Source organism: Vibrio sp. Vb1026 (genome assembly GCF_033338745.1).
Classification (GTDB): domain Bacteria; phylum Pseudomonadota; class Gammaproteobacteria; order Enterobacterales; family Vibrionaceae; genus Vibrio; species Vibrio alginolyticus.
In genome coordinates, this window is the sequence record NZ_JAWOTH010000011.1 from 83,841 (window position 1) to 110,234 (window position 26,394).

Annotated in this window: 21 protein-coding genes; 5 read left to right on the forward strand and 16 right to left on the reverse strand. The window is 44.5% G+C overall.

What is annotated here, in order from left to right; genetic code table 11:
- Positions 1–83: 83 nt before the first annotated feature.
- The 5 genes from R7E47_RS16355 to znuA all read right to left on the reverse strand — a co-directional run bounded on the left by R7E47_RS16355 (position 84) and on the right by znuA (position 8,115).
- Positions 84–314, reverse strand: a complete 231-nt coding sequence (locus tag R7E47_RS16355; protein WP_005426709.1) for a FeoC-like transcriptional regulator — start codon at positions 312–314, stop codon at positions 84–86.
- Positions 311–2,587 carry a Fe(2+) transporter permease subunit FeoB gene (gene feoB / locus R7E47_RS16360; protein WP_053307516.1) on the reverse strand — a complete coding sequence of 759 codons (2,277 nt, stop codon included), beginning with the start codon at positions 2,585–2,587 and terminating at the stop codon, positions 311–313. The genes R7E47_RS16355 and feoB overlap by 4 nt, the downstream gene beginning before the upstream one ends.
- Entirely contained in the window at positions 2,587–2,814 is a 228-nt protein-coding gene (locus R7E47_RS16365) for a ferrous iron transport protein A (protein ID WP_005382190.1), read from the reverse strand. Before R7E47_RS16365 ends, feoB begins: the two co-directional genes overlap by 1 nt.
- Before the next feature lie 833 nt (positions 2,815–3,647).
- Positions 3,648–7,025 carry a helix-turn-helix domain-containing protein gene (locus R7E47_RS16370; RefSeq protein WP_318084656.1) on the reverse strand — a complete coding sequence of 1,126 codons (3,378 nt, stop codon included), beginning with the start codon at positions 7,023–7,025 and terminating at the stop codon, positions 3,648–3,650.
- Positions 7,026–7,227: 202 nt separating this feature from the next.
- Positions 7,228–8,115: a zinc ABC transporter substrate-binding protein ZnuA gene (gene znuA, locus R7E47_RS16375; RefSeq protein ID WP_065274261.1), complete on the reverse strand. Its 888-nt coding sequence runs from the start codon at positions 8,113–8,115 to the stop codon at positions 7,228–7,230.
- A gap of 78 nt (positions 8,116–8,193) precedes the next feature.
- Here znuA and znuC point away from each other — a divergent pair, with 78 nt between their 5' ends.
- Positions 8,194–8,982: a zinc ABC transporter ATP-binding protein ZnuC gene (znuC, locus tag R7E47_RS16380; protein WP_017634809.1), complete on the forward strand. Its 789-nt coding sequence runs from the start codon at positions 8,194–8,196 to the stop codon at positions 8,980–8,982.
- Entirely contained in the window at positions 8,975–9,760 is a 786-nt protein-coding gene (gene znuB, locus R7E47_RS16385; protein ID WP_005382183.1) for a zinc ABC transporter permease subunit ZnuB, read from the forward strand. Before znuC ends, znuB begins: the two co-directional genes overlap by 8 nt.
- Before the next feature lie 119 nt (positions 9,761–9,879).
- Here the strand turns inward: znuB and sucD are convergent, their stop codons facing one another.
- The 8 genes from sucD to sdhC form a co-directional block, all read right to left on the reverse strand.
- The gene (gene sucD, locus R7E47_RS16390; protein ID WP_005382181.1) at positions 9,880–10,752 is read right to left on the reverse strand and encodes a succinate--CoA ligase subunit alpha; all 873 of its coding nucleotides are present in this window, start codon (positions 10,750–10,752) and stop codon (positions 9,880–9,882) included.
- A complete protein-coding gene (gene sucC / locus R7E47_RS16395) occupies positions 10,752–11,918 on the reverse strand; it encodes an ADP-forming succinate--CoA ligase subunit beta (protein WP_005382179.1) in 1,167 nt (388 codons plus the stop codon). The genes sucD and sucC overlap by 1 nt, the downstream gene beginning before the upstream one ends.
- A gap of 213 nt (positions 11,919–12,131) precedes the next feature.
- Positions 12,132–13,340 (reverse strand): 2-oxoglutarate dehydrogenase complex dihydrolipoyllysine-residue succinyltransferase, encoded by a 1,209-nt coding sequence (odhB, locus tag R7E47_RS16400; protein ID WP_005382177.1) that lies wholly within the window; start codon positions 13,338–13,340, stop codon positions 12,132–12,134.
- 28 nt (positions 13,341–13,368) lie between these two features.
- A complete protein-coding gene (sucA, locus tag R7E47_RS16405; RefSeq protein WP_005382176.1) occupies positions 13,369–16,194 on the reverse strand; it encodes a 2-oxoglutarate dehydrogenase E1 component in 2,826 nt (941 codons plus the stop codon).
- A gap of 171 nt (positions 16,195–16,365) precedes the next feature.
- Positions 16,366–17,076, reverse strand: a complete 711-nt coding sequence (locus R7E47_RS16410) for a succinate dehydrogenase iron-sulfur subunit (RefSeq protein ID WP_005382174.1) — start codon at positions 17,074–17,076, stop codon at positions 16,366–16,368.
- A gap of 15 nt (positions 17,077–17,091) precedes the next feature.
- Entirely contained in the window at positions 17,092–18,858 is a 1,767-nt protein-coding gene (sdhA, locus tag R7E47_RS16415) for a succinate dehydrogenase flavoprotein subunit (protein WP_005382172.1), read from the reverse strand.
- A complete protein-coding gene (sdhD, locus tag R7E47_RS16420) occupies positions 18,859–19,203 on the reverse strand; it encodes a succinate dehydrogenase, hydrophobic membrane anchor protein (protein ID WP_005382169.1) in 345 nt (114 codons plus the stop codon).
- Positions 19,197–19,589 (reverse strand): succinate dehydrogenase cytochrome b556 subunit, encoded by a 393-nt coding sequence (sdhC, locus tag R7E47_RS16425; RefSeq protein ID WP_017634811.1) that lies wholly within the window; start codon positions 19,587–19,589, stop codon positions 19,197–19,199. The genes sdhD and sdhC overlap by 7 nt, the downstream gene beginning before the upstream one ends.
- Positions 19,590–19,985: 396 nt before the next feature.
- Here sdhC and R7E47_RS16430 point away from each other — a divergent pair, with 396 nt between their 5' ends.
- Entirely contained in the window at positions 19,986–21,275 is a 1,290-nt protein-coding gene (locus R7E47_RS16430) for a citrate synthase (RefSeq protein WP_005382163.1), read from the forward strand.
- A 92-nt stretch (positions 21,276–21,367) separates the two neighbouring features.
- Here the strand turns inward: R7E47_RS16430 and R7E47_RS16435 are convergent, their stop codons facing one another.
- The gene (locus tag R7E47_RS16435; RefSeq protein WP_005382162.1) at positions 21,368–22,126 is read right to left on the reverse strand and encodes a Nif3-like dinuclear metal center hexameric protein; all 759 of its coding nucleotides are present in this window, start codon (positions 22,124–22,126) and stop codon (positions 21,368–21,370) included.
- A 231-nt stretch (positions 22,127–22,357) separates the two neighbouring features.
- Between R7E47_RS16435 and R7E47_RS16440 the strand changes: the two genes are divergently transcribed.
- Complete coding sequence (locus R7E47_RS16440; RefSeq protein ID WP_054578020.1) at positions 22,358–23,131, forward strand: DUF1853 family protein; 774 nt, start codon at positions 22,358–22,360, stop codon at positions 23,129–23,131.
- A gap of 61 nt (positions 23,132–23,192) precedes the next feature.
- Here R7E47_RS16440 and pgm read toward each other — a convergent pair whose 3' ends face one another.
- Positions 23,193–24,839, reverse strand: a complete 1,647-nt coding sequence (pgm, locus tag R7E47_RS16445) for a phosphoglucomutase (alpha-D-glucose-1,6-bisphosphate-dependent) (RefSeq protein WP_025766986.1) — start codon at positions 24,837–24,839, stop codon at positions 23,193–23,195.
- 92 nt (positions 24,840–24,931) lie between these two features.
- The gene (seqA, locus tag R7E47_RS16450; RefSeq protein WP_005382149.1) at positions 24,932–25,474 is read right to left on the reverse strand and encodes a replication initiation negative regulator SeqA; all 543 of its coding nucleotides are present in this window, start codon (positions 25,472–25,474) and stop codon (positions 24,932–24,934) included.
- 92 nt (positions 25,475–25,566) lie between these two features.
- On the opposite strand from seqA, the gene R7E47_RS16455 reads away from it, so the two are divergent.
- Positions 25,567–26,334, forward strand: a complete 768-nt coding sequence (locus tag R7E47_RS16455) for an alpha/beta fold hydrolase (RefSeq protein WP_017819953.1) — start codon at positions 25,567–25,569, stop codon at positions 26,332–26,334.
- Positions 26,335–26,394 lie beyond the last annotated feature (60 nt).

A 26,394-nucleotide genomic window follows, 5' to 3' on the forward strand; every position in this document is an offset into this window, starting at 1 on the left:
CAGCAAAATAAAAGCCGCATCATTGCTGATGCGGCTTTGTCGTTTTTACGTGATAATTTTTAGGTGACTAATTTTGATAGTCGCTACATGGTGACTGTCAGAGACAAACCATCTTGTTTAGTCACTGAGTAGCGAACTCGAGTCACGTCATGAGCTTTATTGGTGTCAACTAGGCGGCTAATTTTGCCCTTCTTAATCCACACACTTAACATCGCGTCAGCACCATCTTCACTCATCCCAAACTGCTTAGCCAGATCTGACTGGGAAACGGTTCCTTTGTCTGCAATGTATTGATAAAGCTCTTTTAAAATCATGCTACTTGCGCCTCTAATGCACCGTTTTGTTTCTTACCAACTCGTTTGAACACACGGTATGTGCCAAAGAAGATAGCTACGATCACTGCCATCCAAATGCCACTTGTCACTGGGCTATCTGCGAAATGCGTCAATTGGTTGTAGAACGTCGCACATAGGTAAGCCAAGCCCATTGTCCAAACCGCGATAAAGCGTGCGAACTTATGACCAAACTCACGTACGTAAGCCCCCATCGCCGCCACACAAGGTGTGTACAGTAGGATAAAGATTAGGTAAGCAAATGCGGCATTGCCAGAAGCAAACTGCGATTTAATGTTACCGAAGATAGAAGCATCGACTTCTTGTTCTTCGGCAACGGCATTTGAGTCAGTTAAGTCACCCACTTCAATGCCTAGTGGATCTGAGTAGCTCAAACCGGCTAGGTTTTCAGGGATACTCATTACTGCCTCTTCTAGGCTGCCCATTAGATCAAATTCTGCGTCTTCACCGTCGCTTGGCGTGGTGTATAGGCTGTTAAGCGTACCAACTACCGCCTCTTTTGCGAAGATACCGGTAATGATACCAACCGTCGCTGGCCAGTTATCTTCTTGAACACCGATTGGCGCGAATACTGGAGTAACAACTTGCGCAGCTTTAGAAAGCACCGAGTTTTCGCTGTCTTCGTTACCAAAACTGCCATCAGTACCCAATGAGTTGAAGAAACTCAGAATAGCAACAACGATAACGATGGTTTTACCTGCACCAAGTACAAAGCGCTTTAGCTTTTGCCAAGTTTTGATCACCACGTTTTGTAGCGTCGGAAGCTCGTAATCTGGCATTTCCATCACTAGGCTGTCGCTGCTACCTGGGTAAAGCGTGTGCTTAAGGAAAAGACCTGTGAAGATCGCTGCCACAATACCAAGTAGGTAAAGTGCGAATACAATGTTCTGGCCAGAACCTGGGAAGAATGCCGCAGCGAATAGCGCGTATACAGGCAGACGAGCACCACATGACATAAATGGTGCCATAGAGGCAGCCAGTTTACGCTCACGTTCTTGGTCTAGAGTACGAGTTGCCATGATTGACGGTACGTTACAGCCAAAACCAAGAACCAACGGTACAAATGCTTTGCCCGGTAGGCCGATCTTCTGCATCACTTTATCTAGTACGAATGCTGCACGAGCCATGTAACCTGAGCTCTCAAGTACCGCTAGGAAGAGGTACAAACACGCGATAACCGGAATGAAGGTTGCAACCGTCTGGATACCACCACCGATACCATCAGCAAGAACCGTCACTAACCACACAGGCAAATGACCGTCTAACAAGTGATGCCCACCATCAACCAATAATGCGCCCACACCAATGTCAAAAAAGTCGATAAATGCACTACCGATGTTAATCGAGAACATAAACATCAGGTACATAACAACAAAGAAGAAAGGAATTCCAATCCACTTGTTCAAAATAAACTGGTCGAGTCTTTCAGTCACACTACGACTTAACTTGCCTTCGCTTCGGCGAACTTTTTTACACTGTTCATGCAGATGCGTGTACTTAGTATCCGCGACATGCAAATCGATATCCAAATCTAACGTCGTAATGACTTCCAAGACTTTGCTTCTATCAATATCAGAAAGACTATTGAGCACCATTGTGTCTTTTTCAAGCGCACGAATCGCTAGTGCACGATGAGCGACGTTTTGGTCGTTAAAAAGTGCGGAAACCGTTTGAATTGCCGACTCCATCTTCTCACCGTAATGCAAAGACAATTCTTTAAGTGGCACTCCTTGAACGATGGATTTATGGAGCTTTTCTTTAAACTCTGCCACTTGAGTTTTATTGGTTGCAGATAAACTGACAACCGGACAACCTAACGTTTTCTCAAGCTCTGCAACGTTAATCATCTGACGTTCACGCTTTAGCGCATCCATCTTGTTGAGGACAACAATCATAGGGCGACCAAGTTCGCGAAGTTGCAGCGTCATGTATAAGCTGCGCTCTAAACTTGTAGCATCCACCACGTTAATAATGAGATCAGCAGGATGAGTTAGAACCGCACGCGATGCGATGGATTCATCAATACTATTACTATCATTACCACTGTCTAATGAGTAAATACCCGGAAGGTCAGTGAGCAAAAACTCATCCCCAGCATGCTTGAATTGTCCCGTTTTCTTTTCAACCGTGACGCCTGCCCAGTTACCAACTTGCTGTTTTGCGCCAGTTAAACCATTAAATAGCGTCGTTTTACCACTATTAGGGTTACCTACGGTTAGCACTTGATATTGCATTACACTCGCTCCACTTCAATTTTCTGAGCAATTGTTTCTCGCAATGCGACAGACACACCACGGACTTCGACTTGTAAAGGATCGCCCATTGGCGCACGTCGAATCACTTTGACTTCTGTATTGGGAAGCAGCCCCATTACCATGAGTTTCTTTCTGATATCTGATGAAAGACCATCTAACAACCGAATCGTCACCGTATCGCCAGGATTAATCTCTGATAACTTCATAGTGGCCCTTAAGAGTATTGCTAATGAGAAATATTATTATTTAATAAGTTTAGGTTGCCAATATTACTCCCCTATACCCCTTCAATCCTTGTGTGAAATCAAAGATTCCGTAAATGTTTTCACGCTTTCAAACGTTAACTTCGTAAATTTCCTCCCGTTATTTACGTCAAAATTAACAATTAAAAATGACACCTAACGAAACAAAAATGTCACAAACCAAGATAGAAAACAAAAAATACAAATTAAAACAATTGGTTAAGTAAAAAACCAAACGTTGTCGCTTTTCTCATATAAACATGGCGTTATTTTTATAAGAAAAATAAGTAACCTCTCGTATAGTTACTCCATCGAGAGGGCAACCTCTCTAATAAATTCCAGAGGTGGCATGGCAACATGTCACTCCGGCAGCAAGCGAAGGTGTCCTTGACACCCGTGGTATAGTCCCCCCGGCTATACCACGATATTTTTTTTCACCTCTTTCAAAACTTCTTTACCTTATTCATCTTTTCAACACAGTTTTCGTTTTCACGAATGTCGCACACCATCATTCACCCAAATGAACAACGCTCTTTTGATACAGCAATACAACTGTCATTTATTTGTTGCAACTATCAATAAATCATTCTCTTGAAGCCATTTATGCTTATTGCTATGAACATCGCGACTAACAGATAGAACGTGATCGTGCTTACGTGTTGAGAATGGATTTGTAGGCTAGATGTGATGAAAAAACAATGAAACTCACTGCGTTAGCAACTGCAGCAATAATAGAGCACTGCATGCAGCTCCCCAGCATCTTAACTATTAACTAGGGAGCGTGTAATGAAGGTTTTCTAGTTAATTTCTTGGCTTTCTTGAGTCAAAGCAAACTTGGACGGGGGCAAACCAAAATGTAGCTTAAACTTTTGGCTAAAGTAAGATGGATCATTAAAGCCACAGTTAAAGGCGACTTCACTGATTTTCTCACCCGCCAATAACTGTTCACACGCCGTTTCTAAACGAACCTCTGTGACATAGTCTTTTAACGTTCTTGACGAGGCAGATTTAAAACGTCTCTGCAAAGAGCGTTCAGACATATACAGCATTTTAGCGGCTGACGCAGTGCCAAATTCAGGATCATGGTAATGCTCTGCCACTAATTGATAGACTTTTTGCAACCACTCTTTCTCTGGTGTGACTTGATCTTCTGCAATAGTTACAGGATTGAGTTCTTGCTGCGGTTCATCCAGATAACTCCTTTCCTTCGCAGATGGCCATGTAATCTCGACTTTGTTTTGAGCATCAGAAGAGAAGACAGCCAAATAACCACCACTCGTTGTCACTAATTGGGCAAGGTGGTCAATACTCAACTCAGAGTGATTTAAGTTAGATGGAAACCCAGTCGCGACTTTATTAGGTAATTGCGTCCCGTAATCAAGAAAGCTCAATGACACAATATCATGCCCCTCTTCTAGCATAATTCTAACCGTTTGACCTCGGAAAGAGCGCTTGATGATATTGGCAAAAATGCTATTGAAAATAACATCAAGATTAAAGCTTTCCAGAGCAACCCGGCTCTGCTTGCTCTCATCTTCTAGCTCTACCAAAATACCCGCTTTTGCAAAGTCATCTTGCCATACATCAACCACTGACTGAGTTATCTGACTCAAGTTGTAGTTCTGGCTCCCACCACTTACATCACTTGGAACACTTTTGAGTTCATTTAACTGCCAATTCGTTTTAGCCAAATGATCCTCTGTCGCAGTATCCAGAGGCATAGGTAGTTTCGCCACAATAAAGTCGACGCTTGATTTTATGGATAGAGCTACATGGTCTACGAGTAGGTTTCTAACTTGAATCTGTTTACGTAATTGCTGGTTGCTCGTAAGCAACACTCTACTTTGATGTCTTAACTGATTCGTTTTGAGGGTCACTTGAGCTGCTAGATCACGGTTAGCCTGTACAACGTAGCGCGAGCGCCAGAATACGAGTACTGCAACGACCGCAATACTAGCTACGACAAAGCCTAAAATAGCAAATCGCGATAGATACCAAGGATGAAGGACGATAAAGTGAGATTCTAAACCAACGACTCCAGCGGCAACTTGAGACTCATTACTGACCTGCAAGTGATATTCACCGGAACTAAGGTGCTCGAGTGTCAGTTGGCCCCCCTCTAACGTTTGCCATGGGTCATCGTTGTTCAATCGATAGTACAAGTTTTGACTGTCTGGTTTTGGCATCACACCGAATAAAAAACTCAGCGAAGAACCATATGGCAGTGTGAGCCCATTCAGATCGGCACTACCAACTTGCAGAACTTCATTTTCAAGCACAACTTGGCTAACAATAAACTTAGACTCTGGGGGATTAGATACAAGCAGCTTGGATGCTTCTGCTTTTACGAGTCCGTACTTCGACCCCAGAACAAGCTCTCGCTCACCAATTTCTGTCTGCTGTATAACGCTACAAATACCAGGGAGGAACTCATTGTTCATTAAGCCTGATGACGATGAGTAATGTTTCACTAACTCACCCGAAAGGTGGTAATAGCTTAAACCGACAGAGGAAGCTAACCATACACCTTGCCTGTCTCTGATCAAGCAAGCAGGTCTGGCGTTGGGCTCACTCATTTCAACAACACGTTTTTCATCGCTTCGTGTATCAGTTTTAAACACACCATAAGATGAAGCAAACCACTGGCTGCCATCAACCGCCGTGGTCATGTCTAATGATTCACCAAACTTTTCTGAAAAACGGATAAACTGGATGTTGTCATTACTGTATTGGTATACGCCATGATCGGTGCCTATTAATAGGGCATCTTCAGTATCATATAGGCGCGTAACCTTAGCAGGCAAATACTGACTTACTAGCCACTCACTTCCAAAGTTTCGTACGCTTTGTGCAGCAGTATCAACATTGTAAAGATGATATCCGCTTGATACCCAAAGACGGTCATCACCATCAACGGTCACATGCTCTACGGCATGTCCGGCCATAACCTGTAAATAAGGAAATGTAATCTTGTTGAGACCATTTAGATCAAATATTTCCAGCCCTTTTGAGGTTGCAAGCCAAAGCATGCCGTTTTGAAACGCAAATTCATTGATCTGCGACTCCAACTCTAAGACTTGGTTAATCCCACTCTTTCCTGAACGATAAATCTTTCGGTCATCAGCAAACCAAAGCGCACCATCAGGACCTTCAATAGTTTGCCGAATTCGTCCTGATAGGGTGTGTGAGTCATAACTACTAAAGGTCACTCGTTCAAATTTTTTACTAAATAGCGAGTAATAACGAATACCTTGGTTAGTCGCAATCCACATCCCTCCCATATTGTCGCTCAACAACGAATAAATCTTCGTGTTATCTAACTCTAACTCAAGAAAACTTGCAGGCGCGACTTCGGTGACCTCACCTGAAAAAAATGAGTACAAATAAAGGCCATGCTCTGTCCCCACCCAATACTCTTTATTTGTCTCTGCGAATGTCAAAACATGTGAGCCGCCAATTCTAATCACTTCTTTATCAGGCTGGTAAATGTTGAAAATTAAAGCGCCACGCAATGTACCTATCAAAATTTCTCTTCGCGTGTGTGAATAATAGACTTTCTCAATGTAGCTTTGACCTGAGGCAGCGACATGGTCAAACTTATCACCTTCAGAAAGATAGAAGCCGGAAGTCGTTGCTAGTGCCCACTTCGTTTCAACTAGCACCGCATCATTAATGTAAACGTAGCTATTATTACTATGTTGATAGAGCTGCAATAGAGAGAAAGAGTTTAACTCGCTAGTGTCGATATTGTAGGTATAGAAATGCGAGCCATCACTCACCCAAATATAGTTCTTTGAAGACCCTATTTTTCTTATTTGTGAGCCTGGATTTAAACTAAAGACTAAACGTCGTTCCTGATTTGGATAAGTTCGATAGACCTCATTTTCAATAAAGGTCCAAAAAGCACCTTTATGATAAGCCAACTGCTTAGCCGACGTTTGTAGGAAGCTACCTGATTTAGGCAATATAGTTTGACCATCGTAAAACAGGACTCGTCCGTGTACGTCATGAATCCACAAACCGCCCTTTTCACCCAAGAACAACTTTTTAGCCGCGATAAAAGTACCCTTTGCCTGAGTTGGCAAAGGGTAAAAGATTGCATTTGCATTATGAAGCGCAAATGCTTGGTAGGATAAGACAAAGCCCAACAGAGCAAGGGCTAATAGGCGTAGCAAGACGAAAACCTTTTGTATCAATTTGTGCTCTGAAAGTGACCGTTCATCGTTTGTAAAACATGGATTGATACGGTTATTTTGAGCTGATAATTATTGGTAATGATATCTCAATTACTTTCTGAGAAAAGGCTCGCCTTACCAAAGGTTGTAATTCTTACTACTGGATCACGTTAAAAAGACTACTCCTACATTACGACAGCACTTAATCTGACTTTTTGTTCAAGCATTGCTCAAAACTATTCGCCATATTGTTGAGAAAAGTAAAGTAACTGCCAGGTTTTGCTTCAATTGTACTCCCTAACGGGTCAAGCTCGCCTTTAGTGACATCACTGCCTCTCATTACGCTCTGAACGACAGCCGGGGTAAACTGAGGTTCAGAAAATACACAAGCCACATCTCCACCACTTAGCTTTTGACGAATTTGAATTAAGGTCTTCGCTCCTGGCTTGCGTTCCGGGCTCACAGTAAAATGCCCCATTTGATTTAGTTCATAACGATCTTCGAAATAACCGTAAGCATCATGGAATACAAAGTAACCTTTGTTTTTTACTGGTGCCAGCTTCTGCTTTATCTGTTGGTCAGTGTCTTTTAGCTCGAGTTCAAACTTTTTGAGGTTCGCTTGATATTGAGCTGCATTTTCCGGATCAAGTGATACAAGTTGATTCACAACAGCCTTGGCCACTTGTTGTGCTTGGCTTACACCTAGCCAAAAGTGCGGATCATGTGAGCCATGATCGTGCCCATCATGGTCATGGTTGTGCTCACTATCAAATTCACGCAATTCTAGATTTGGAATTTGACTAATAGTCAAAGTATTCGATCTATCCGAAACAACTTTCTCTAGAAACGGTTCAAGATCATGTCCGTACCAGATAACCAAATCAGCCGAAGCGACCTTTTTAACATCCGATGGACGCAAAGCGTAGTCATGGGGTGATGTGTTAGACTGCAATAACACGTCTGGTGAAGTTACTCCTTGAGTAAGCTCTGTTACTAACAACTGAATAGGTTTGATACTCGTCAGTACCGTTACCGCCTGTGCTGGCAGTGTTAACATTGCTGAGGCAGCAAGAATTAATGCTCTTTTCATAGTTTTACTTGGGATATGGCGTGGAAAGTGAGATAATGTTACATTATAACATTATTGATTTGCAAATGAGTTTCATTCATGTCTTCCTTAGTCCATCTTGAGCAGTTATGCGTCGAGTTCGATGGCCGCAGAGTTCTCGATAACATTAGTATGGAATTAGAAAAGGGCAAAATAACTACCCTAATTGGTCCCAATGGAGCGGGAAAATCAACGTTAGTCAAAGTTATCTTAGGTCTTCAAAAGCCAACTAGCGGCAAGTTGAACCGACAAAGAAAACTGAAAATTGGTTACGTTCCTCAAAAGTTGAAGCTCAATGACTCCCTTCCATTGAATGTAACCCGCTTTCTAAATTTAGCAGGAAAATACAGTAAGCAGGAGTGCATTGATGCATTACGGCTTGTTGGCGCTGAACATTTACTTAATAGTAATATGCATCGCTTATCCGGTGGTGAAAACCAACGAGTGTTACTGGCTCGCGCTCTGCTTCAACGTCCTCAGCTATTGGTATTAGACGAACCAGCTCAGGGGGTGGATATCCAAGGTCAAATCGATCTCTATGACTTAATTGAGAGCATTCGTCACCGCTTTGATTGTGGCGTATTTATGGTATCGCATGACTTACATTTAGTGATGGCGAAAACGGACGATGTTATTTGTCTGCATCACCATGTTTGCTGCTCAGGTTCACCTGCCACTATTACTCAGCACCCTTCTTACATCGCACTATTTGGCAATGCAGCGAGAGAGTCTCTCGCGTTTTATCATCACGACCATGAGCACCATCATCACGATTTATCCGGAACGCCAGTAAGCGGTGATGCGATATCATGCTCCCACCATAAACACGGACATCACCATCATGATTGAGTTTCTCCTACCTTCTATTCTTGCTGGTATTGGTATCGCGATCATTGCCGGTCCACTTGGGTCATTTGTCGTTTGGCGTAAAATGGCTTACTTCGGAGATACCCTAGCTCATGCATCGTTAATGGGCCTAGCGCTGGGCTTCTTGCTCAACGTAAATCTCTACCTTGCGCTACTCGTCTGCTGTTTAGCTCTGGCCGTTTTGCTTGTCACTCTGCAAAAGCAACAACTTGTGGCTACAGACACGTTGTTAGGTATCTTGGCACACAGTGCACTCTCTATCGGTTTAGTATCGGTTAGCTTTTTGGAAAACGTGCGCGTCGATTTAATGAGCTACCTATTTGGGGACTTACTTGCCGTCTCTCCACAAGATCTGATGTTTATTTACGCAGGTGTTGTTGCGGTAAGCGCGTGTTTGTACGTCTTCTGGCGCCCACTGCTTTCTAGCACTGTCAGTGAAGAACTTGCCGCTGTTGAGGGCGTGAATACAGACTTAGTTAGATTGGTGTTAATGCTAATGGTGGGTGTAGTAATCGCAGTAGGTATGAAGTTCGTTGGCGCGTTGATCATGACTTCGCTCCTAATTATCCCAGCCGCAACAGCACGTAAAGTCTCTTCATCACCAGAGCAAATGGCATTGTTCGCATCCATTATTGGCTCTGTGGCAGTACTGATGGGGCTTAGCCTATCATGGCACTTCGATACACCGGCCGGCCCTTCCGTAGTGATCAGCGCAACATCCTTATTTATGCTGAGCCAGCTGATTAAAAGCAAAGCATAATCGCATTGAGTATTAAACGCGAAAGACCTTGCTAACAACAAACATAAATCCACGGAAACGGAAAAAGAAAAGCCTGCGAAATCGCAGGCTTTTTAATACTTATTAAGTAGTGTGGTCGATTACCAACCCGTCACTTCACGTAGACCTTGGCCAATCTCTGCTAGAGATTTCACAGTTTTAACGCCAGCCGCTTCTAGTGCAGCAAATTTGTCTTCAGCAGTACCTTTACCACCAGAGATAATCGCACCAGCATGGCCCATACGCTTACCAGGAGGCGCAGTTACACCAGCAATGTAAGAAACCACTGGCTTCGTTACATTTTCTTTAATGTATGCTGCTGCTTCTTCTTCTGCAGTACCACCGATCTCACCGATCATAACGATCGCTTCTGTCTCAGGGTCTTCTTGGAACAGTTTTAGGATATCAATGAAGTTTGAACCCGGGATTGGGTCACCACCGATACCAACACAAGTAGACTGGCCGAAACCTTCGTCAGTGGTTTGTTTAACTGCTTCGTAAGTTAGAGTACCGCTACGAGATACAATACCTACTTTGCCTTTCTTGTGGATGTGACCAGGCATGATACCGATCTTACACTCATCAGGAGTGATAACGCCCGGACAGTTAGGACCAATCATGCGAACGCCAGTTTCTTCTAGCTTCACTTTTACGTCGATCATATCTGTAGTAGGGATACCTTCAGTAATCGTTACGATTAGCTCGATACCCGCGTCAATCGCTTCTAGGATTGCATCTTTACAGAAAGGTGCTGGTACGTAGATGACTGTCGCTGTTGCGCCAGTCGCTTCTACTGCTTCACGAACTGTGTTGAATACAGGAAGACCTAGGTGAGTTTGGCCACCTTTACCTGGAGACACACCGCCAACCATTTGCGTACCGTATGCGATAGCTTGCTCTGAGTGGAAAGTACCTTGACCACCAGTGAACCCCTGACAGATTACTTTAGTGTCTTTGTTAATTAATACAGACATTATTTAGCCTCCGCAGCAGCAACAACTTTCTGAGCAGCATCAGTTAGCGACTCAGCAGCAATGATATCAACATCAGAATTAGCAAGAACTTCGCGACCTAGGTCAGCGTTAGTGCCTTCAAGACGAACAACAACAGGTACGCTTACGCCTACCTCTTTAACCGCGCCGATAATACCTTCTGCGATCATGTCACAACGTACAATACCACCGAAGATGTTAACAAGTACCGCTTTCACATTGTCATCAGATAGGATGATCTTGAATGCTTCAGCAACACGCTCTTTCGTCGCGCCGCCACCTACATCTAAGAAGTTAGCTGGTTTGCCGCCGTGTAGGTTTACGATATCCATCGTACCCATTGCTAGGCCTGCACCGTTAACCATACAGCCAACGTTACCGTCTAGTGCTACGTAGTTCAGCTCCCACTGAGCTGCGTGTGCTTCACGCTCATCTTCTTGTGAAGGATCGTGCATTTCACGAAGCTTAGGCTGACGATACAGTGCGTTTGAGTCGATGTTGATCTTACCGTCAAGACATAGCAAGTTGCCTTCGCCAGTAATCACAAGTGGGTTGATCTCTAGCAGAGCAAGATCGTACTGAGAGAACATAGTGCCAAGACCCATAAAGATCTTAACGAATTGTTTGATTTGGTCGCCTTCAAGACCAAGTTTGAACGCTAGCTCACGACCTTGGTAAGCTTGTGGACCTACTAGTGGGTCAATTGCTGCTTTGTGGATGAGTTCCGGCGTTTCTTCCGCAACTTTTTCAATTTCCACACCACCTTCGGTAGAAGCCATGAAAACGATCTTACGGCTAGCACGGTCAACTACCGCACCTAGGTATAGTTCGTTCGCAATATTTGAAGCTTCTTCAACAAGGATTTTTGTTACTGGCTGACCATTTGCGTCTGTTTGGTAAGTCACTAGGTTTTTACCTAACCACTTCTGTGCAAACTCTTTAACGCCTTCTTTTGTATCGTGTAGCTCTACGCCACCCGCTTTACCACGGCCACCAGCGTGAACCTGACATTTAACTACTTTCTTGGCTGTACTAATACGGCCTGCGGCTTCAAAAGCTTCTTGTGGTGTATCACACGCGTAGCCTTCTGGCACAGGCAAACCGAATTCTGCAAACAGCTGTTTGGCTTGGTATTCATGCAAATTCATTTCGATATTCCGTTTGTTTTTCCCTTAAGGGATTTATTATTTCCATAACGCTGCAGTCTTGGCTGCTTGTACGTCTGTAGGGTCTTCTCAAATCAATCCTTCATCATGAGTTCTCATACTGAAGGATTCAAATGAAGGCCAAACGTTGAGCTAGTCTAGCCATTGAAATTTTTAACGTCTAGCTACCTACGATAACTAGACGTTTTAGCGATATTAAACGTCTAATAGGAGACGTGCTGGGTCCTCTAGTAACTCTTTAATCGTTACTAGGAAACCAACTGATTCACGACCGTCAATTAGGCGGTGATCGTAAGATAACGCTAGGTACATCATCGGCAAGATTTCAACTTTGCCATCCACTGCCATCGGACGCTCTTGGATCTTATGCATACCAAGAATCGCTGATTGAGGTGGGTTGATGATTGGTGTAGACATTAGTGAACCGAACACACCACCGTTTGTGATAGTGAAGTTACCGCCCATTAGCTCGTCTACCGTTAGCTTGCCATCACGACCTTTAATAGCCAGCTCTTTGATGCCTTTTTCAACATCAGCGAAACCAAGCTTGTCACAGTCTTTTAGGACAGGTGTAACTAGACCACGTGGCGTTGATACCGCCATGCTAATGTCGAAGTAGTTGTGGTAAACAATGTCATCGCCATCAATCGAAGCATTTACTTCTGGGTAACGCTTAAGCGCTTCTGTTACTGCTTTCACGTAGAAAGACATGAAGCCCAAACGAATACCGTGACGCTCTTCGAACTGATCTTTGTACTGCTTACGAAGGTCCATGATTGGTTTCATGTTCACTTCGTTAAACGTCGTTAGCATTGCCGTGTTGTTCTTCGCTTCTAGCAGACGGTTAGCAACTGTCTTACGAAGGCGAGTCATTGGAACACGCTTCTGACTGCGAGCCGCTGCCGGCACGTCAACCACTGCTGGCGAGTCTTCTTTTGACGCAGATTTAGCGTTCGCAAGATGCGCTTCAATATCTTCGCGCGTAATACGACCACCAACACCAGTGCCTTTCACTTGGCTTGCTTCTAAGCCATGTTCAGCCAATAAACGGCGCACTGCTGGGCTTAATGCGTCATTACTTTCTTCGCTAAGCGCAGCTTTGTGACGCTTATCAGGAGATGCTTCAGTACCTTCTGTTTTGTCTGCAGTTGGTTCACCTGCAACTGCGCCTGGCTTCAATTTAGCAATGATTTGTTTAGAAAGTACTGTCGCACCTTCTGCTTCAACAATAGCTTCTAAAACGCCAGCTTCCGGAGCTGGAACTTCTAGCACAACTTTGTCTGTTTCGATGTCAACCAAAACCTCGTCACGCTCTACTGCGTCGCCTGGTTGTTTGTGCCATGTCGCTACGGTTGCATCAGCAACTGATTCAGGTAAATCTGGAACCAGAATTTCAATTGTCATATCTGTTTCTTCCTTTAACTTCTAGTTCTTAATTCGAAGTTTTTGAGTTCACGTTCAGAGCGTCTTCAACCAACGCTTTTTGTTGTTTCAAGTGCACCGACATGTAGCCAACTGCTGGCGAAGCAGAAGCTGGGCGACCTGCGTATTTAAGATTTGCACCTGCAGGAATAGCGGCACGGAAGTTATGTTGGCTACAGTACCAAGCACCTTGGTTCTGAGGTTCTTCCTGACACCACACGAAGTCTTCAACGTTAGTGTATTGAGCAATTGCTGCTTGTACTTCTTCCATTGGGAATGGGTAAAGCTGTTCAATACGCACGATAGCAACATCGTCTTGCTCGTTGTTACGGCGCTGCTCTAGTAGGTCAAAGTAAACCTTACCAGCACAGAACACGACACGTTTCACTTTGCTTGGTTCTAAATCATCTACTTCTGGAATTGCAGATTGGAATGTACCATCCGCCAAGTCTTCAATCGTTGAAGTACATAGAGGGTGGCGCAGCAAAGATTTCGGCGACATAACAATGAGAGGTCGACGCATTGGGCGTACAACCTGACGACGAATCATGTGGTACACCTGAGCCGGTGTTGAAGGAACCACAACCTGCATATTTTGCTCAGCACAAAGCTGAAGGTAACGCTCTAAACGTGCAGATGAGTGCTCAGGACCTTGACCTTCATAACCATGAGGTAGAAGCATAGTAAGACCGCACAAACGCGCCCACTTTTGCTCGCCTGACGAGATAAACTGGTCGATAACAACTTGTGCACCGTTGGCAAAATCACCAAACTGTGCTTCCCAGATAGTTAAACCACCTGGTTCGGCTGTTGCGTAACCGTATTCAAACGCCAACACAGCTTCTTCTGACAATACTGAGTCAAAGACTTGGAATGGCCCTTGGTTGTCATGAATATTCGCTAATGGAATGTAAGTGCTTGCATCGGTTTGGTTATGAAGAACCGAGTGACGGTGGAAGAAAGTACCACGACCCGAGTCCTGACCAGAAAGACGAATACGCTTGCCATCGTCAACCAATGTAGCATACGCCAATGTTTCAGCCATACCCCAGTCAATAGCTTTTTCACCGGTCATCATTGCTAGACGATCGTTGTATAGCTTATTAACACGGCTTTGCAGTTTATGGCTTTCTGGGTACTGACACAGACGATTGCCTAGCTCAATAAGGCGTGTCTTGTCGTATTTTGAATCCCACTCCATATCCCATTCGTGCCCTAAGTAAGGGGACCAGTCTACAGAGTGCAACGCCATTGGACGCCATTCTTTAACAACCACTTCACCGCGATCTAATGCATCGCGATACTCATTGACTAACTGAGTCGCTGTCTCGATATCTGATTCATTTTTATCGATCAGAACATCTGCATACAATTTGCGTGGTGTAGGATGCTTTTTGATTTTCTGGTACATCAAAGGCTGAGTCGCATTTGGCTCATCCGCCTCATTGTGACCGTGGCGACGGTAACATACAAGATCGATCACGACATCACGCTTGAACTCGTTACGGTAATCCAATGCAATGCGAGTAACAAAAGCAACTGCTTCTGGGTCATCTGCATTTACATGGAAAATTGGCGCCTGCACCATCTTCGCGATATCGGTACAGTACATCGTAGAACGCGTGTCACGAGGATTAGACGTCGTAAAGCCTACTTGGTTGTTGATGACGATGCGTACCGTACCACCAACTTGGAACCCACGAGCAAGAGACATATTGAACGTTTCGGCAACCACACCCTGACCAGCGATTGCTGAATCACCATGGATGGTGATAGGAAGCACTTTGCTACCTTGATTATCACCCAAGCGGTCTTGACGTGCTCGAACTGAGCCCATGACTACCGGGTTTACGATTTCTAGGTGCGACGGGTTAAATGCAAGTGCTAAGTGAACATCACCGCCTGGAGTCGCAAAATCAGCAGAGAAACCTTGGTGATATTTCACATCACCCGTACCCCAAGTTTCGTCGTGTTTACCTGCGAACTCATCAAACAGGTCTTGAGGTTTCTTACCAAGTACGTTCACCAGCATGTTCAAACGACCGCGGTGAGCCATACCGATAACCACTTCACGCATTCCACTTGTACCCGCATGACGGATCAACTCTTTCGTCATCGGAATCAGCGCATCACCACCTTCTAAAGAGAAACGTTTTGCACCTGGGAATTTCGCCCCGAGGTAACGCTCCAAACCTTCAGCGGCTGTTAGCTCTTCTAGGAATGTGCGCTTCTCATCTTTGTTGAATGATGGCTGGCCTACGACAGACTCAAGGCGTTGCTGAATCCAACGCTTTTGCTCTGTGTCAGTCATGTGCATGTATTCAGCACCGATGGAACCGCAATAAGTTTTGTTGAGGGCTTCATAGATATCTTTCAACTTCATGGTTTCTTGCCCAACAGCAAAAGAACCTACGTTGAAAGTTTCTTCGAAGTCATCTTCGGTAAGATTATGAAAAGCAGGGTCTAACTCCGCCACGGTTGGGCGTTGCCATAGACCTAGTGGGTCTAATTCTGCAGCTTCATGCCCGCGGAAACGGTATGCGTTGATTAGCTGTAGAACTTTTACTTGTTTTGCATCGACATCTGGGTCACTAACTTGGACATTGTAATGCTTTGTTTCTCTAGCGAGTCGTCGGAAGTAGTCACGGACACGTGAATGTGGTTGTTCTGCCACTTCTTCTGATGGCTTAGGCAAGCCTTCAAAAACACGTTTCCACTCCTCACTTACCAGATCGGGATCACTTAGATACAGTTCGTAGAGGTCCTCTACATACGTTGCATTGGCGCCAGCCAAGTGTGAAGACTCGAGCCATGCCTTCATCACGCCGTTGTGCATATTTTCCCTTAACCAGTAGTTTTCACGTTTGCTTCGGTCTTTGCCGAGCTATAAGAGCCGACTAAAAATACGGTCGGCAATTTTTGTATTCTTTACTCGAATATTACTGAAGCAGTGAAGCGGTCATATCGGGTGATCCGCAACACTGCGACATTCCTAAGAGCGAGTAAATTAAACCGAACGATTAACCAACATCGACTTAATGTGACCGATGGCTTTCGTCGGATTTAATCCCTTAGGACAAACACTTACACAATTCATGATGCCATGGCAACGAAAAACGCTAAATGCATCATCAAGATCAGACAAACGTTCATCTGTTGCCGTATCGCGGCTATCAATTAGCCAACGGTACGCTGCGAGAAGACCAGCTGGGCCGATGAATTTATCAGGGTTCCACCAGAATGATGGGCAAGACGTTGTACAACATGCACACATGATACATTCGTACAATCCATCTAAATGCGCACGGTCATCAGGCGATTGTAGATTCTCACGTGATGGTGGTAATGCACCATCATCAATCAAGAATGGTTTAACTTTCGCATAGTTATCATAGAACTGCGTCATGTCAACGATAAGATCGCGCACGACAGGTAACCCTGGTAGTGGACGAATAACTATCTTATCGCCTTGTAGAGCAGATAACGGTGTGATACACGCTAGGCCGTTTTTACCATTCATATTCAAACCATCAGAACCACATACCCCTTCACGGCATGAGCGACGGAACGCGATGCTTGGATCTTGCTCTTTTAGCAGAATCAATGCATCAAGCACCATCATGTCTGAGCCTTCGTCTACCTCAAGGGTATACTCTTTCATGTAAGGCTTAGTATCCACATCCGGATTGTAACGGTATAAAGAGAAGTTTAATTTCATAGTCGTATCCTCCCTTTAGTATGTACGTACTTTCGGCGGGAAAGCTTCACGATGCGTTGGCGTCATGTTCACATCACGCTTAGTCATCGCTTCTGTTTCCGGATTGTAGATAGAGTGGCATAGCCAGTTCTCATCATCACGCTCAGGGAAATCGAAACGAGCATGTGCGCCACGACTCTCTGTACGGTAGTTCGCTGCAACGGCAGTTGAAAACGCGGTTTCCATCAGGTTATCAAGTTCTAGACACTCGATACGCTGCGTGTTGAACTCTGAAGACTTGTCCGCTAGATGCGCGTCTTTCAAACGTTCGCGAATCACTTTCAACTCTTCTAGACCGGTTGCCATCGCATCGCCTTCACGGAATACCGAGAAGCTGTTTTGCATGCATGCTTGTAGGTCTTTACGAATCTGAACTGGATCTTCACCACCAGTGCTGTTTTCCCAACGCATAGTACGCGCTAGAGACGCTTCAATATCAGATTCTGTTGCAGGACGAGCTTCCGCTTGCGCTGCTAGCGTTTCGCCAAGGTGCAAGCCAGTAGCACGACCAAAGACGACCAAGTCTAGTAATGAGTTGCCGCCCAGACGGTTAGCACCGTGTACCGATACAGAAGCAATCTCACCACATGCGTAAAGGCCTTGTACTTCCATCTCGCTACCGTCGGCCTTCTGCTTAATTGCTTGGCCAGAGACTTGAGTAGGTACACCACCCATCATGTAGTGACAAGTTGGAATTACTGGAATTGGCTCTTTCACTGGGTCAACGTGTGCAAATGTACGAGACAGTTCACAGATACCTGGTAGACGTGATTCAAGTACTTCTTTACCAAGGTGATCAAGTTTCAACTTGATATGTGGCCCCCAAGGACCATCACAGCCGCGGCCTTCACGAATTTCAATCATCATTGAACGAGCAACCACGTCACGACCAGCAAGGTCTTTCGCGTTTGGTGCGTAGCGCTCCATGAAGCGTTCACCATCTTTATTTAGAAGGTAACCACCTTCACCACGACAACCTTCCGTCACTAGAACACCCGCGCCAGCAATACCTGTTGGGTGGAACTGCCACATTTCCATGTCTTGCATTGGAACGCCTGCGCGAAGTGCCATACCAACGCCATCACCCGTGTTGATGTGCGCGTTAGTGGTCGATGCGTAAATACGACCTGCACCACCTGTAGCTAGAATGGTTGCTTTTGATTTGAAGTAACAGATTTCACCCGTTTCCATACAAATCGCAGTACAACCCATGATTGCGCCGTCTTGGTTTTTCACAAGATCCAAAGCGTACCACTCCGAGAAGATGGTTGTTTTGTGTTTTACGTTTTGCTGGTAAAGCGTGTGAAGAAGTGCGTGACCAGTACGGTCTGCAGCAGCGGCTGTACGAGCAGCCTGCTCACCACCAAACTCTTTAGATTGACCACCGAATGGACGTTGGTAGATGGTACCGTTATCGAAACGAGAGAATGGAAGACCCATTTTTTCAAGCTCGATAACTGACTCAGGACCATTTTTACACATGTATTCAATCGCGTTCTGGTCACCGATGTAGTCGGAACCTTTAACGGTATCGTACATGTGCCATTGCCAATCGTCTTTGTGCGAGTTACCCAGAGCAACGGTAATGCCGCCCTGTGCAGACACAGTATGAGAACGTGTTGGAAATACTTTTGACAACAAAGCACATGATAGGCCTTGCTCTGAAATTTGTAGTGCAGCGCGCATACCTGCACCACCAGCGCCGATTACTACGGCATCAAACTCACGAACTGGAATAGACACTTACGCACCCCACAGAATAAATAGACCAGAGAAGACATAGCCGAATAGCACGGCAATAACACCAAGTTGTAGTGCGCCACGTAGTTTCGCGCACTTAATGTAATCAGTTAATACTTGCCACAAACCAACCCAAGCGTGAATCAGGATCGAGACAAGTGCCAACATGGTGAATACTTTAGTGAAGGTACCACCAAAGAATTGGGTCCAAGATGCGTAAGAGATATCTGAAAATGCACAGAAGCTAATCAGATAAATCGTGTATAGCGTCATAATGATTGCAGTTGCACGAATTAGTAGGAAATCGTGTACACCATTACGACCAAATGAAGATACGTGTTTTACCATACCAAGATCCCCGCCAATAATGATAATACTGCTGTTGCACCAAACGCGACTTTAGCGCTCATCGTGCCTGAATCTAGTTCTTCAAAGTGACCTAGATCCATCAATAAGTGACGGATACCACCTGCGATGTGGTAGGCAAGTGCAGTAAGAATTCCCCACAGGATGAATTTTACGAAGAAGCTATCGACGATGTCAGCGGCTTCCATAAAACCCATTGGGGATGACAGAGAAATGGATAGTAACCACAGTAATATACCCACCGCAACAAACGTAATTACCCCAGACACACGGTGTAGGATGGATGCGATTGCTGTGATAGGAAAGTGGATGGTCTGTAAATCTAAATTAACAGGTCTTGACTTTCTTTCTTTCACGGGCTTGCTCACTCAGCTCCATTGAGCATTTATTGTTATAACCAATTTCAGCTTCCAAACGTACAAAAGTTAACATCTATTTAACAAATATCGCGAGTAACCACCCAGATAATTGTAAACAATTTGTTAACAGACGGAATCCAGCAACAAACCTCACTCTTTGTTTCTAGCCCCGAATTTATAAGGATTTAACTAAAATTTTCTTTGCCAATATACGGCGAGCAACATTCTAATACAATTGGTGTAACAAATTATGCTACATAGAACAGATTTTTAACGATTTTCATGAGAAAAATCATAACAAGTGCACACAAAGATGGAGAAAAATTGACTTTAAGCTTTAACAACAGTACAAAAATGGCACATAAACATCCTGGACGGATTAAATAATAAACAAAGGAGATTGTTATGGCGGATAAGAAAGCGACCCTTCATGTTGAAGGTCAAGCGCCAATCGAACTGCCAATTATGGACGGTACGCTAGGTACACCTGTAATTGACGTTCGTAAGCTGGGAGCCAATGGTTACTTTACTTTTGACCCAGGTTTTCTTGCCACTGCATCTTGTGAATCATCAATCACGTACATCGATGGCGGCAAAGGTATTCTTTTGCACCGCGGTTTCCCGATTGATCAATTAGCCAATAACGCAGATTACTTAGAAGTATGTTACATCCTTCTTTATGGTGAAGCCCCTACCCGAGAACAATACGAGCAATTCAAAACGACCGTTACTCGTCACACAATGGTACACGAGCAAATCGCAAGCTTTTTCCATGGCTTCCGACGCGATGCTCATCCAATGGCGGTAATGTGTGGTGTAGTTGGAGCACTTGCAGCCTTCTATCACGACTCTCTTGACATTAACAACGACGAACACCGCGAAATTGCAGCGTACCGTCTGCTGTCAAAAATGCCAACACTGGCGGCGATGTGTTACAAATACTCTATCGGTCAGCCATTTATTTACCCTCGTAACGACCTTAGCTACGCTGAGAACTTCTTGCATATGATGTTCGCAAACCCTTGCGAAGAATATGAAGTAAATCCTGTGGTTGCCCGTGCGATGGATAAGATTTTCACTCTACACGCGGATCACGAACAGAATGCGTCGACATCAACTGTACGCCTAGCTGGCTCTTCTGGTGCGAACCCATTTGCATGTATTGCCGCTGGTATTGCATCCCTTTGGGGGCCTGCTCACGGTGGTGCAAACGAAGCCTGCTTGAGAATGCTAGAAGAGATTGGCAGCGTCGATAACATCCCTGAATATGTAGACCGCGCGAAAGACAAAGATGACCCATTCCGCTTAATGGGCTTTGGTCACCGCGTTTACAAGAACTACGACCCACGTGCGACAGTAATGCGCGAAACGTGTCATGAAGTTCTCAAAGAGCTAAACATTCAAGACCCTCTGCTAGACGTTGCAATGGAACTTGAGCGCATTGCACTTTCTGATGAGTACTTCGTGTCTAAGAAGCTGTACCCGAACGTAGACTTCTACTCAGGTATCATTCTTAAAGCGATTGGTATTCCAGTTTCTATGTTTACGGTTATCTTCGCGATTTCTCGTACCATCGGCTGGATTGCTCACTGGAACGAAATGCACAGCGATCCACTGAACCGCATCGGTCGTCCTCGTCAGCTATACACTGGCGAAACACAACGTGAGTTTTCTCCACTTCACGAACGTGAATGATCTTTTAGTACGAAGATAGACAAACAAAAGGGTTGAGATTTTCGTCTCAACCCTTTTTTCTTTTTTGCGTTTAACGTTATTAATGGAGAACGCTAAACCGGATTATCAATATCGATAAACTCCACATGTAGGCCATATTCATCCGCTAGCCATTTGCCTAAGGCCTGAACACCATAACGCTCAGTAGCATGATGACCTGCAGCAAAGTAATGAATGTCCATTTCACGAGCAGTATAAGTGGTGCGCTCTGAAATTTCTCCAGAGATAAATGCATCCAGCCCGTGCTGTACAGCAAGTTCAATGAAATCCTGCCCTCCACCAGTACACCAGCCGACTGTCTCAATCATCTTATCAGTATTCTCTGGAGCGATATGCAGAGGCTCTCTTTCAAGAACTTGGTTGATCTTACTCGCAAATTCAACACCAGACATCGGCTTTTTCAAGCGCCCAAACATAGCAACTGACTGAGGGTGCCCTTCAAGCCCACCTTCTACTTCGATTTCAAGTAAGCGAGCTAATTCAGCGTTGTTGCCTAGCTCTGGATGAATATCTAGAGGAAGGTGATAACCATATAAGTTGATATCATTTTTGATCAGGCTACGAATTCGTTTACCTTTCATGCCACGAATTGGCTCAGGCTCACCTTTCCAAAAATAGCCATGATGAACAAGCAATGCGTCTGCATTAAGCTCAATCGCTTTATCGATTAAGGCTTGAGAGGCGGTTACGCCAGTGATAACACGCTTTACCGCTGATTTCCCTTCTACCTGTAACCCATTTGGCGCGTAATCTTTAATTAACTGCGGTGACAGTTTGTCATTAAGAATCTGTTCTAGCTTTAAGTTATTCATTATTACTTCCAATTTCTAGCGCATGTAAACCTAAATAACCTCTCGATGGAATCAGACGAAAGAGTGCAACCTAGTTGATACAACAACGTTTTGACATCTGGCACCTTGATATCATTTAGGTCTTTAAAGTGTATCTCGAACCCTAATATCGATGCTAGCCACCCTACCCTCAAAAGCAAATTTAGTTACAATAACAAAGCTTGTCGCCTCACCATAAATTTAGGGATACGGATGAACCAACTGCAACGCTTTTACCAATGGATCGCCACTTCACCTCCGCTTTTCAAGTTACGCCCTCCGTTTGCAACCTTAGAAGATGTCTCGGTCAAACCTTTGAATAGCTCAGAACAATACAATGGTAATCCGAGACTGGGTTTTTTATATCAGCACCTATGCACTGCGGCTCTTTCTAATTCAGAACGATATCAGATTATTGCCGAAGAAATTCAGTTAAACGACGCGGAAGGTAAGACCATTGGTGCTGTCGATTTGGTATTGAGGAATACAGAATCAAATCAGATAGAACATTGGGAAGTGGCGATTAAGTTTTATCTTCTTTACAACGGCATTTGGTATGGCCCGAATGCTCACGACCAGTTACATGCAAAATTGGATAGAATGCTCACGCATCAGCTGAAAATGAGCGATCGCCCGGAATTTCAAAAAATAATTCCTTTAAACGACTCTCCAGAAGAGCGCCTAATGATGCAAGGACGACTCTATATTAATCCGTTTACTCCAGAGCCAACTCCTAAGGAGTGCTTGGGTTATGAATTAAATCCAAGTCAGATTAGTGGTTACTGGTGCTATCAACGTCAATGGGATTTAATTGGTAAACCCCTTTATCATTTACATAAACCATGCTGGGCGACCGGTACAGATGATTTCTCTCAACCTATTGAAAAGCCTTTAGATCGATTCATACACGCACAAACGGAAGACGGTCAATTCTGGTTTGTGGTACCAGATTCATGGCCCGGAGATAAAGCGGTTCGGGGCACTTAAACATGAAAGGGTTGATGTTTTCACATCAACCCTTTGCTAGATACATTGACCATTGGATGTTTTACAAACCAGCGGCTGCAAACACTTGATTAACGATCTCTTGTGCTTCAGCTTCGATTTGTTTCAGATGTTCTTCACCTTTGAAGCTTTCACAGTAAATCTTGTAGATATCTTCTGTACCTGATGGACGAGCAGCGAACCAACCGTTAGCTGTCGTTACTTTAAGGCCACCAATCGCAGCACCATTGCCTGGTGCATGCGTTAGACGAGCAGTGATCGCATCACCTGCTAGAGTTTCAGCCGCAACCATTTCTGGTGACAACTTCTTCAATACGTCTTTTTGTGGGCCATTTGCTACAGCTTGAATACGGTTGTACTTCGACTCACCGTGCTTCGCCGCTAGCTCTTCATAGTAATCTTGAGGGTTCTTACCCGTTACCGCAGTGATCTCTGCTGCTAGAAGGCATAGCAAGATGCCATCTTTGTCTGTTGACCAAGGCGTGCCATCTTTACGAAGGAAAGACGCACCAGCACTTTCTTCGCCGCCGAAACCAAACTTACCAGTGTACAGACCGTCTACAAACCATTTGAAACCAACAGGCACTTCACATAGCTCACGACCTAGATCCGCAACAACACGGTCAATCAGCGCACTTGAAACTAGTGTTTTACCAACAGCGACGTCTTTACCCCACGCGTCACGATGACGGTACAAGTAGTCAATACAAACGGCTAAGAAGTGGTTCGGGTTCATCAAACCTTTTGGCGTAACGATACCGTGACGGTCGTAGTCAGGATCGTTACCAAATGCTAAATCGTATTCGTCTTTCAGTGCCAATAGACCCGCCATTGCGTAAGGAGAAGAACAGTCCATACGCACAACGCCGTCTTTATCTAGCGACATGAATTGGAAAGAAGGATCGATCGATTCACTTACTAGCGTTAGGTCTAGGTTGTATGCCTGACCAATTTGACGCCAGTAATCGATACCGCTGCCACCCAATGGATCTACACCAATCTTCAGGTTCGCTTTTTGGATTGCTTCCATATCGATAACGTTCACCAGGTCATCAATGTATGGCTTCACCAAGTCCATCTCTACAAACAGATCCGATGCTTTTGCTTCTGCTAGTGGTAGGCGTTTCACACCTTGTAAACCTTCAGCAATCAATTCGTTCGCACGATCTTCGATAGCTTGAGTCAACTCAGCTTCTGCAGGACCACCATGTGTCGGATTGTATTTGATACCGCCGTCTTGTGGTGGGTTATGTGATGGGGTAATAACGATACCGTCTGCTTTTTCATCGTGTTTGATGTTGTAAGTCAGAATCGCGTGTGAAATACCCGGTGTTGGCGTGTAACCGTTGTCTTGCTGGACAATCACTTTCACACCATTTGCAATCAATACTTCAATCACACTTGAAAAAGCAGGCTCAGATAGCGCATGCGTGTCTTTACCCACAAACAACGGGCCAGTTGTGCCTTGCTCAGCACGAACTTCTGCTACCGCTTGAGCGATCGCTAAAATGTGGTTTTCGTTAAAAGTGTGCTTGTCTGCAGTACCGCGGTGGCCAGAAGTACCAAATTGAACTTTGTGTTCTGCGTTTGCCGCGTCTGGTTGAAGTAAGAAGTAGTTAGCAACGAGTGCTGGGATATTGTGAAGATCTTCCTGCTGCGCTTTTTGCCCAGCACGAGGGTGCATAGCCATGTTTGACATCCTTTCTTTCAATACAAATAAAATTAAAAAAGCCTCATAATATCCGCTCACTGCGACGCATTATGAGGCTTCTATCAGGTTTCTTAGATTGAACCTGTTACTTTTTCTATTAAGTCAGGTTGGAACCCCATGTGTGCCATCACTTGTTCAACCATCTGTCTTTTACGACTTGTATTGTTATTCGTGATAACCCAAAACGGTGTGCCAGGAATGGCTTTTGGCTTGGTCGTATTACCGTTTGCTAGCAAGGTTTCTTCATTATCTGCAAAGTACACGCGTTTGCGTCCTTTTACATTCGTAGCCTGGGCGAAACCTTCTGGATTCAATTTATGTAAGGTCGATAATACTAACATAAAGCGATCAATCGCTTTTTTTAGACCGGCAAACTCATCAGAAATAAGCAGCGAACGCATTTCTTTCACTACATCAACAGATTCCGTTTTACCCGCATCTTTACTTACTACAATCCCTTGTGGCTTCTCTACTACAGGCGCGGCTTTAGCTTCCTGCAACTGACCATCAAGGTTTAAAAGGCGTCGCAAAATATCCGAGGCGCTTTCACCGATATGCTTAGTTTGACTAGCTATATAACGGTATAGATCCTCATCAACCTCAATTGTTTTCATTCGCTTTTCACATTCTCAATGTTTAAACTCTGGGGGATTATAACGAGATCCACGCGGATACTCCACGTTAAACCCATCACGAATAAGATAAAATGTCAGCATTACTCAACTATAAGCAGGAAGGCCAAGGCCAAACAGTTGTTTTGATTCACGGATTGTTTGGTAGTTTAAGTAATCTGGGTCTACTCGCCCGCGATCTTATTAAAGATCACACGGTGATCAGTATTGATCTGAGAAATCACGGCCTCTCTTTCCACTCCGAAGTCCATAACTATACCGATATGGCAAAAGATGTGGCTCAGCTCCTTCAGCACTTAAACGTTGAGCCATCTATTGTTATTGGTCACTCCATGGGCGGAAAAGTCGCGATGGCTCTTGTGGACATTGCTCCAAATGTAGTCAAGCAGTTAGTCGTTCTCGACATGGCGCCTGTAGCCTACACTACGAACCGTCACGATAATGTTTTTAACGGCTTACATGCTGTTATTAATGAAAAACCAGCAAATCGACAGCAAGCCATGGATATCCTAGCTCAACATATTGAACTCGATGGTGTAAGACAATTTCTCTCTAAATCACTGTACAAAAATGGCGATAAGATGGATTGGCGGTTTAACGTACCGAGCCTTTTTGAGAATTATGACCAAATTATTGGCTGGCAAGAAATCACACCAACAGATATCCCAACTTTATTTATCAAAGGCGGCGACTCTGACTACTTAATGCCAGAACATCAGCCGGCAGTGAAGCGACAATTTAACCATGCTAAAGCACACATTATCGCTGGCACTGGTCACTGGTTACACGCCGAGAAACCGACAGAAGTAATGAGAGTCATTCGAAAATACATTTCGAGTTAACAAATTCGAAAAGCAACACTAGATTATTGAAATAACCCTTCTTGTAGTGCATTAACTTTA

Excerpts from the sequence above, each read along its gene's own strand:
- R7E47_RS16355 (WP_005426709.1), bottom strand. The coding sequence starts at position 314 with ATGATTTTAAAAGAGCTTTATCAATACATTGCAGACAAAGGAACCGTT.
- feoB (WP_053307516.1), bottom strand. The coding sequence starts at position 2,587 with ATGCAATATCAAGTGCTAACCGTAGGTAACCCTAATAGTGGTAAAACG.
- R7E47_RS16365 (WP_005382190.1), bottom strand. The coding sequence starts at position 2,814 with ATGAAGTTATCAGAGATTAATCCTGGCGATACGGTGACGATTCGGTTG.
- znuA (WP_065274261.1), bottom strand. The coding sequence starts at position 8,115 with ATGAAAAGAGCATTAATTCTTGCTGCCTCAGCAATGTTAACACTGCCA.
- znuC (WP_017634809.1), top strand. The coding sequence starts at position 8,194 with ATGTCTTCCTTAGTCCATCTTGAGCAGTTATGCGTCGAGTTCGATGGC.
- znuB (WP_005382183.1), top strand. The coding sequence starts at position 8,975 with ATGATTGAGTTTCTCCTACCTTCTATTCTTGCTGGTATTGGTATCGCG.
- sucD (WP_005382181.1), bottom strand. The coding sequence starts at position 10,752 with ATGTCTGTATTAATTAACAAAGACACTAAAGTAATCTGTCAGGGGTTC.
- sucC (WP_005382179.1), bottom strand. The coding sequence starts at position 11,918 with ATGAATTTGCATGAATACCAAGCCAAACAGCTGTTTGCAGAATTCGGT.
- odhB (WP_005382177.1), bottom strand. The coding sequence starts at position 13,340 with ATGACAATTGAAATTCTGGTTCCAGATTTACCTGAATCAGTTGCTGAT.
- sucA (WP_005382176.1), bottom strand. The coding sequence starts at position 16,194 with ATGCACAACGGCGTGATGAAGGCATGGCTCGAGTCTTCACACTTGGCT.
- R7E47_RS16410 (WP_005382174.1), bottom strand. The coding sequence starts at position 17,076 with ATGAAATTAAACTTCTCTTTATACCGTTACAATCCGGATGTGGATACT.
- sdhD (WP_005382169.1), bottom strand. The coding sequence starts at position 19,203 with ATGGTAAAACACGTATCTTCATTTGGTCGTAATGGTGTACACGATTTC.
- R7E47_RS16430 (WP_005382163.1), top strand. The coding sequence starts at position 19,986 with ATGGCGGATAAGAAAGCGACCCTTCATGTTGAAGGTCAAGCGCCAATC.
- R7E47_RS16435 (WP_005382162.1), bottom strand. The coding sequence starts at position 22,126 with ATGAATAACTTAAAGCTAGAACAGATTCTTAATGACAAACTGTCACCG.
- R7E47_RS16440 (WP_054578020.1), top strand. The coding sequence starts at position 22,358 with ATGAACCAACTGCAACGCTTTTACCAATGGATCGCCACTTCACCTCCG.
- pgm (WP_025766986.1), bottom strand. The coding sequence starts at position 24,839 with ATGGCTATGCACCCTCGTGCTGGGCAAAAAGCGCAGCAGGAAGATCTT.
- seqA (WP_005382149.1), bottom strand. The coding sequence starts at position 25,474 with ATGAAAACAATTGAGGTTGATGAGGATCTATACCGTTATATAGCTAGT.
- R7E47_RS16455 (WP_017819953.1), top strand. The coding sequence starts at position 25,567 with ATGTCAGCATTACTCAACTATAAGCAGGAAGGCCAAGGCCAAACAGTT.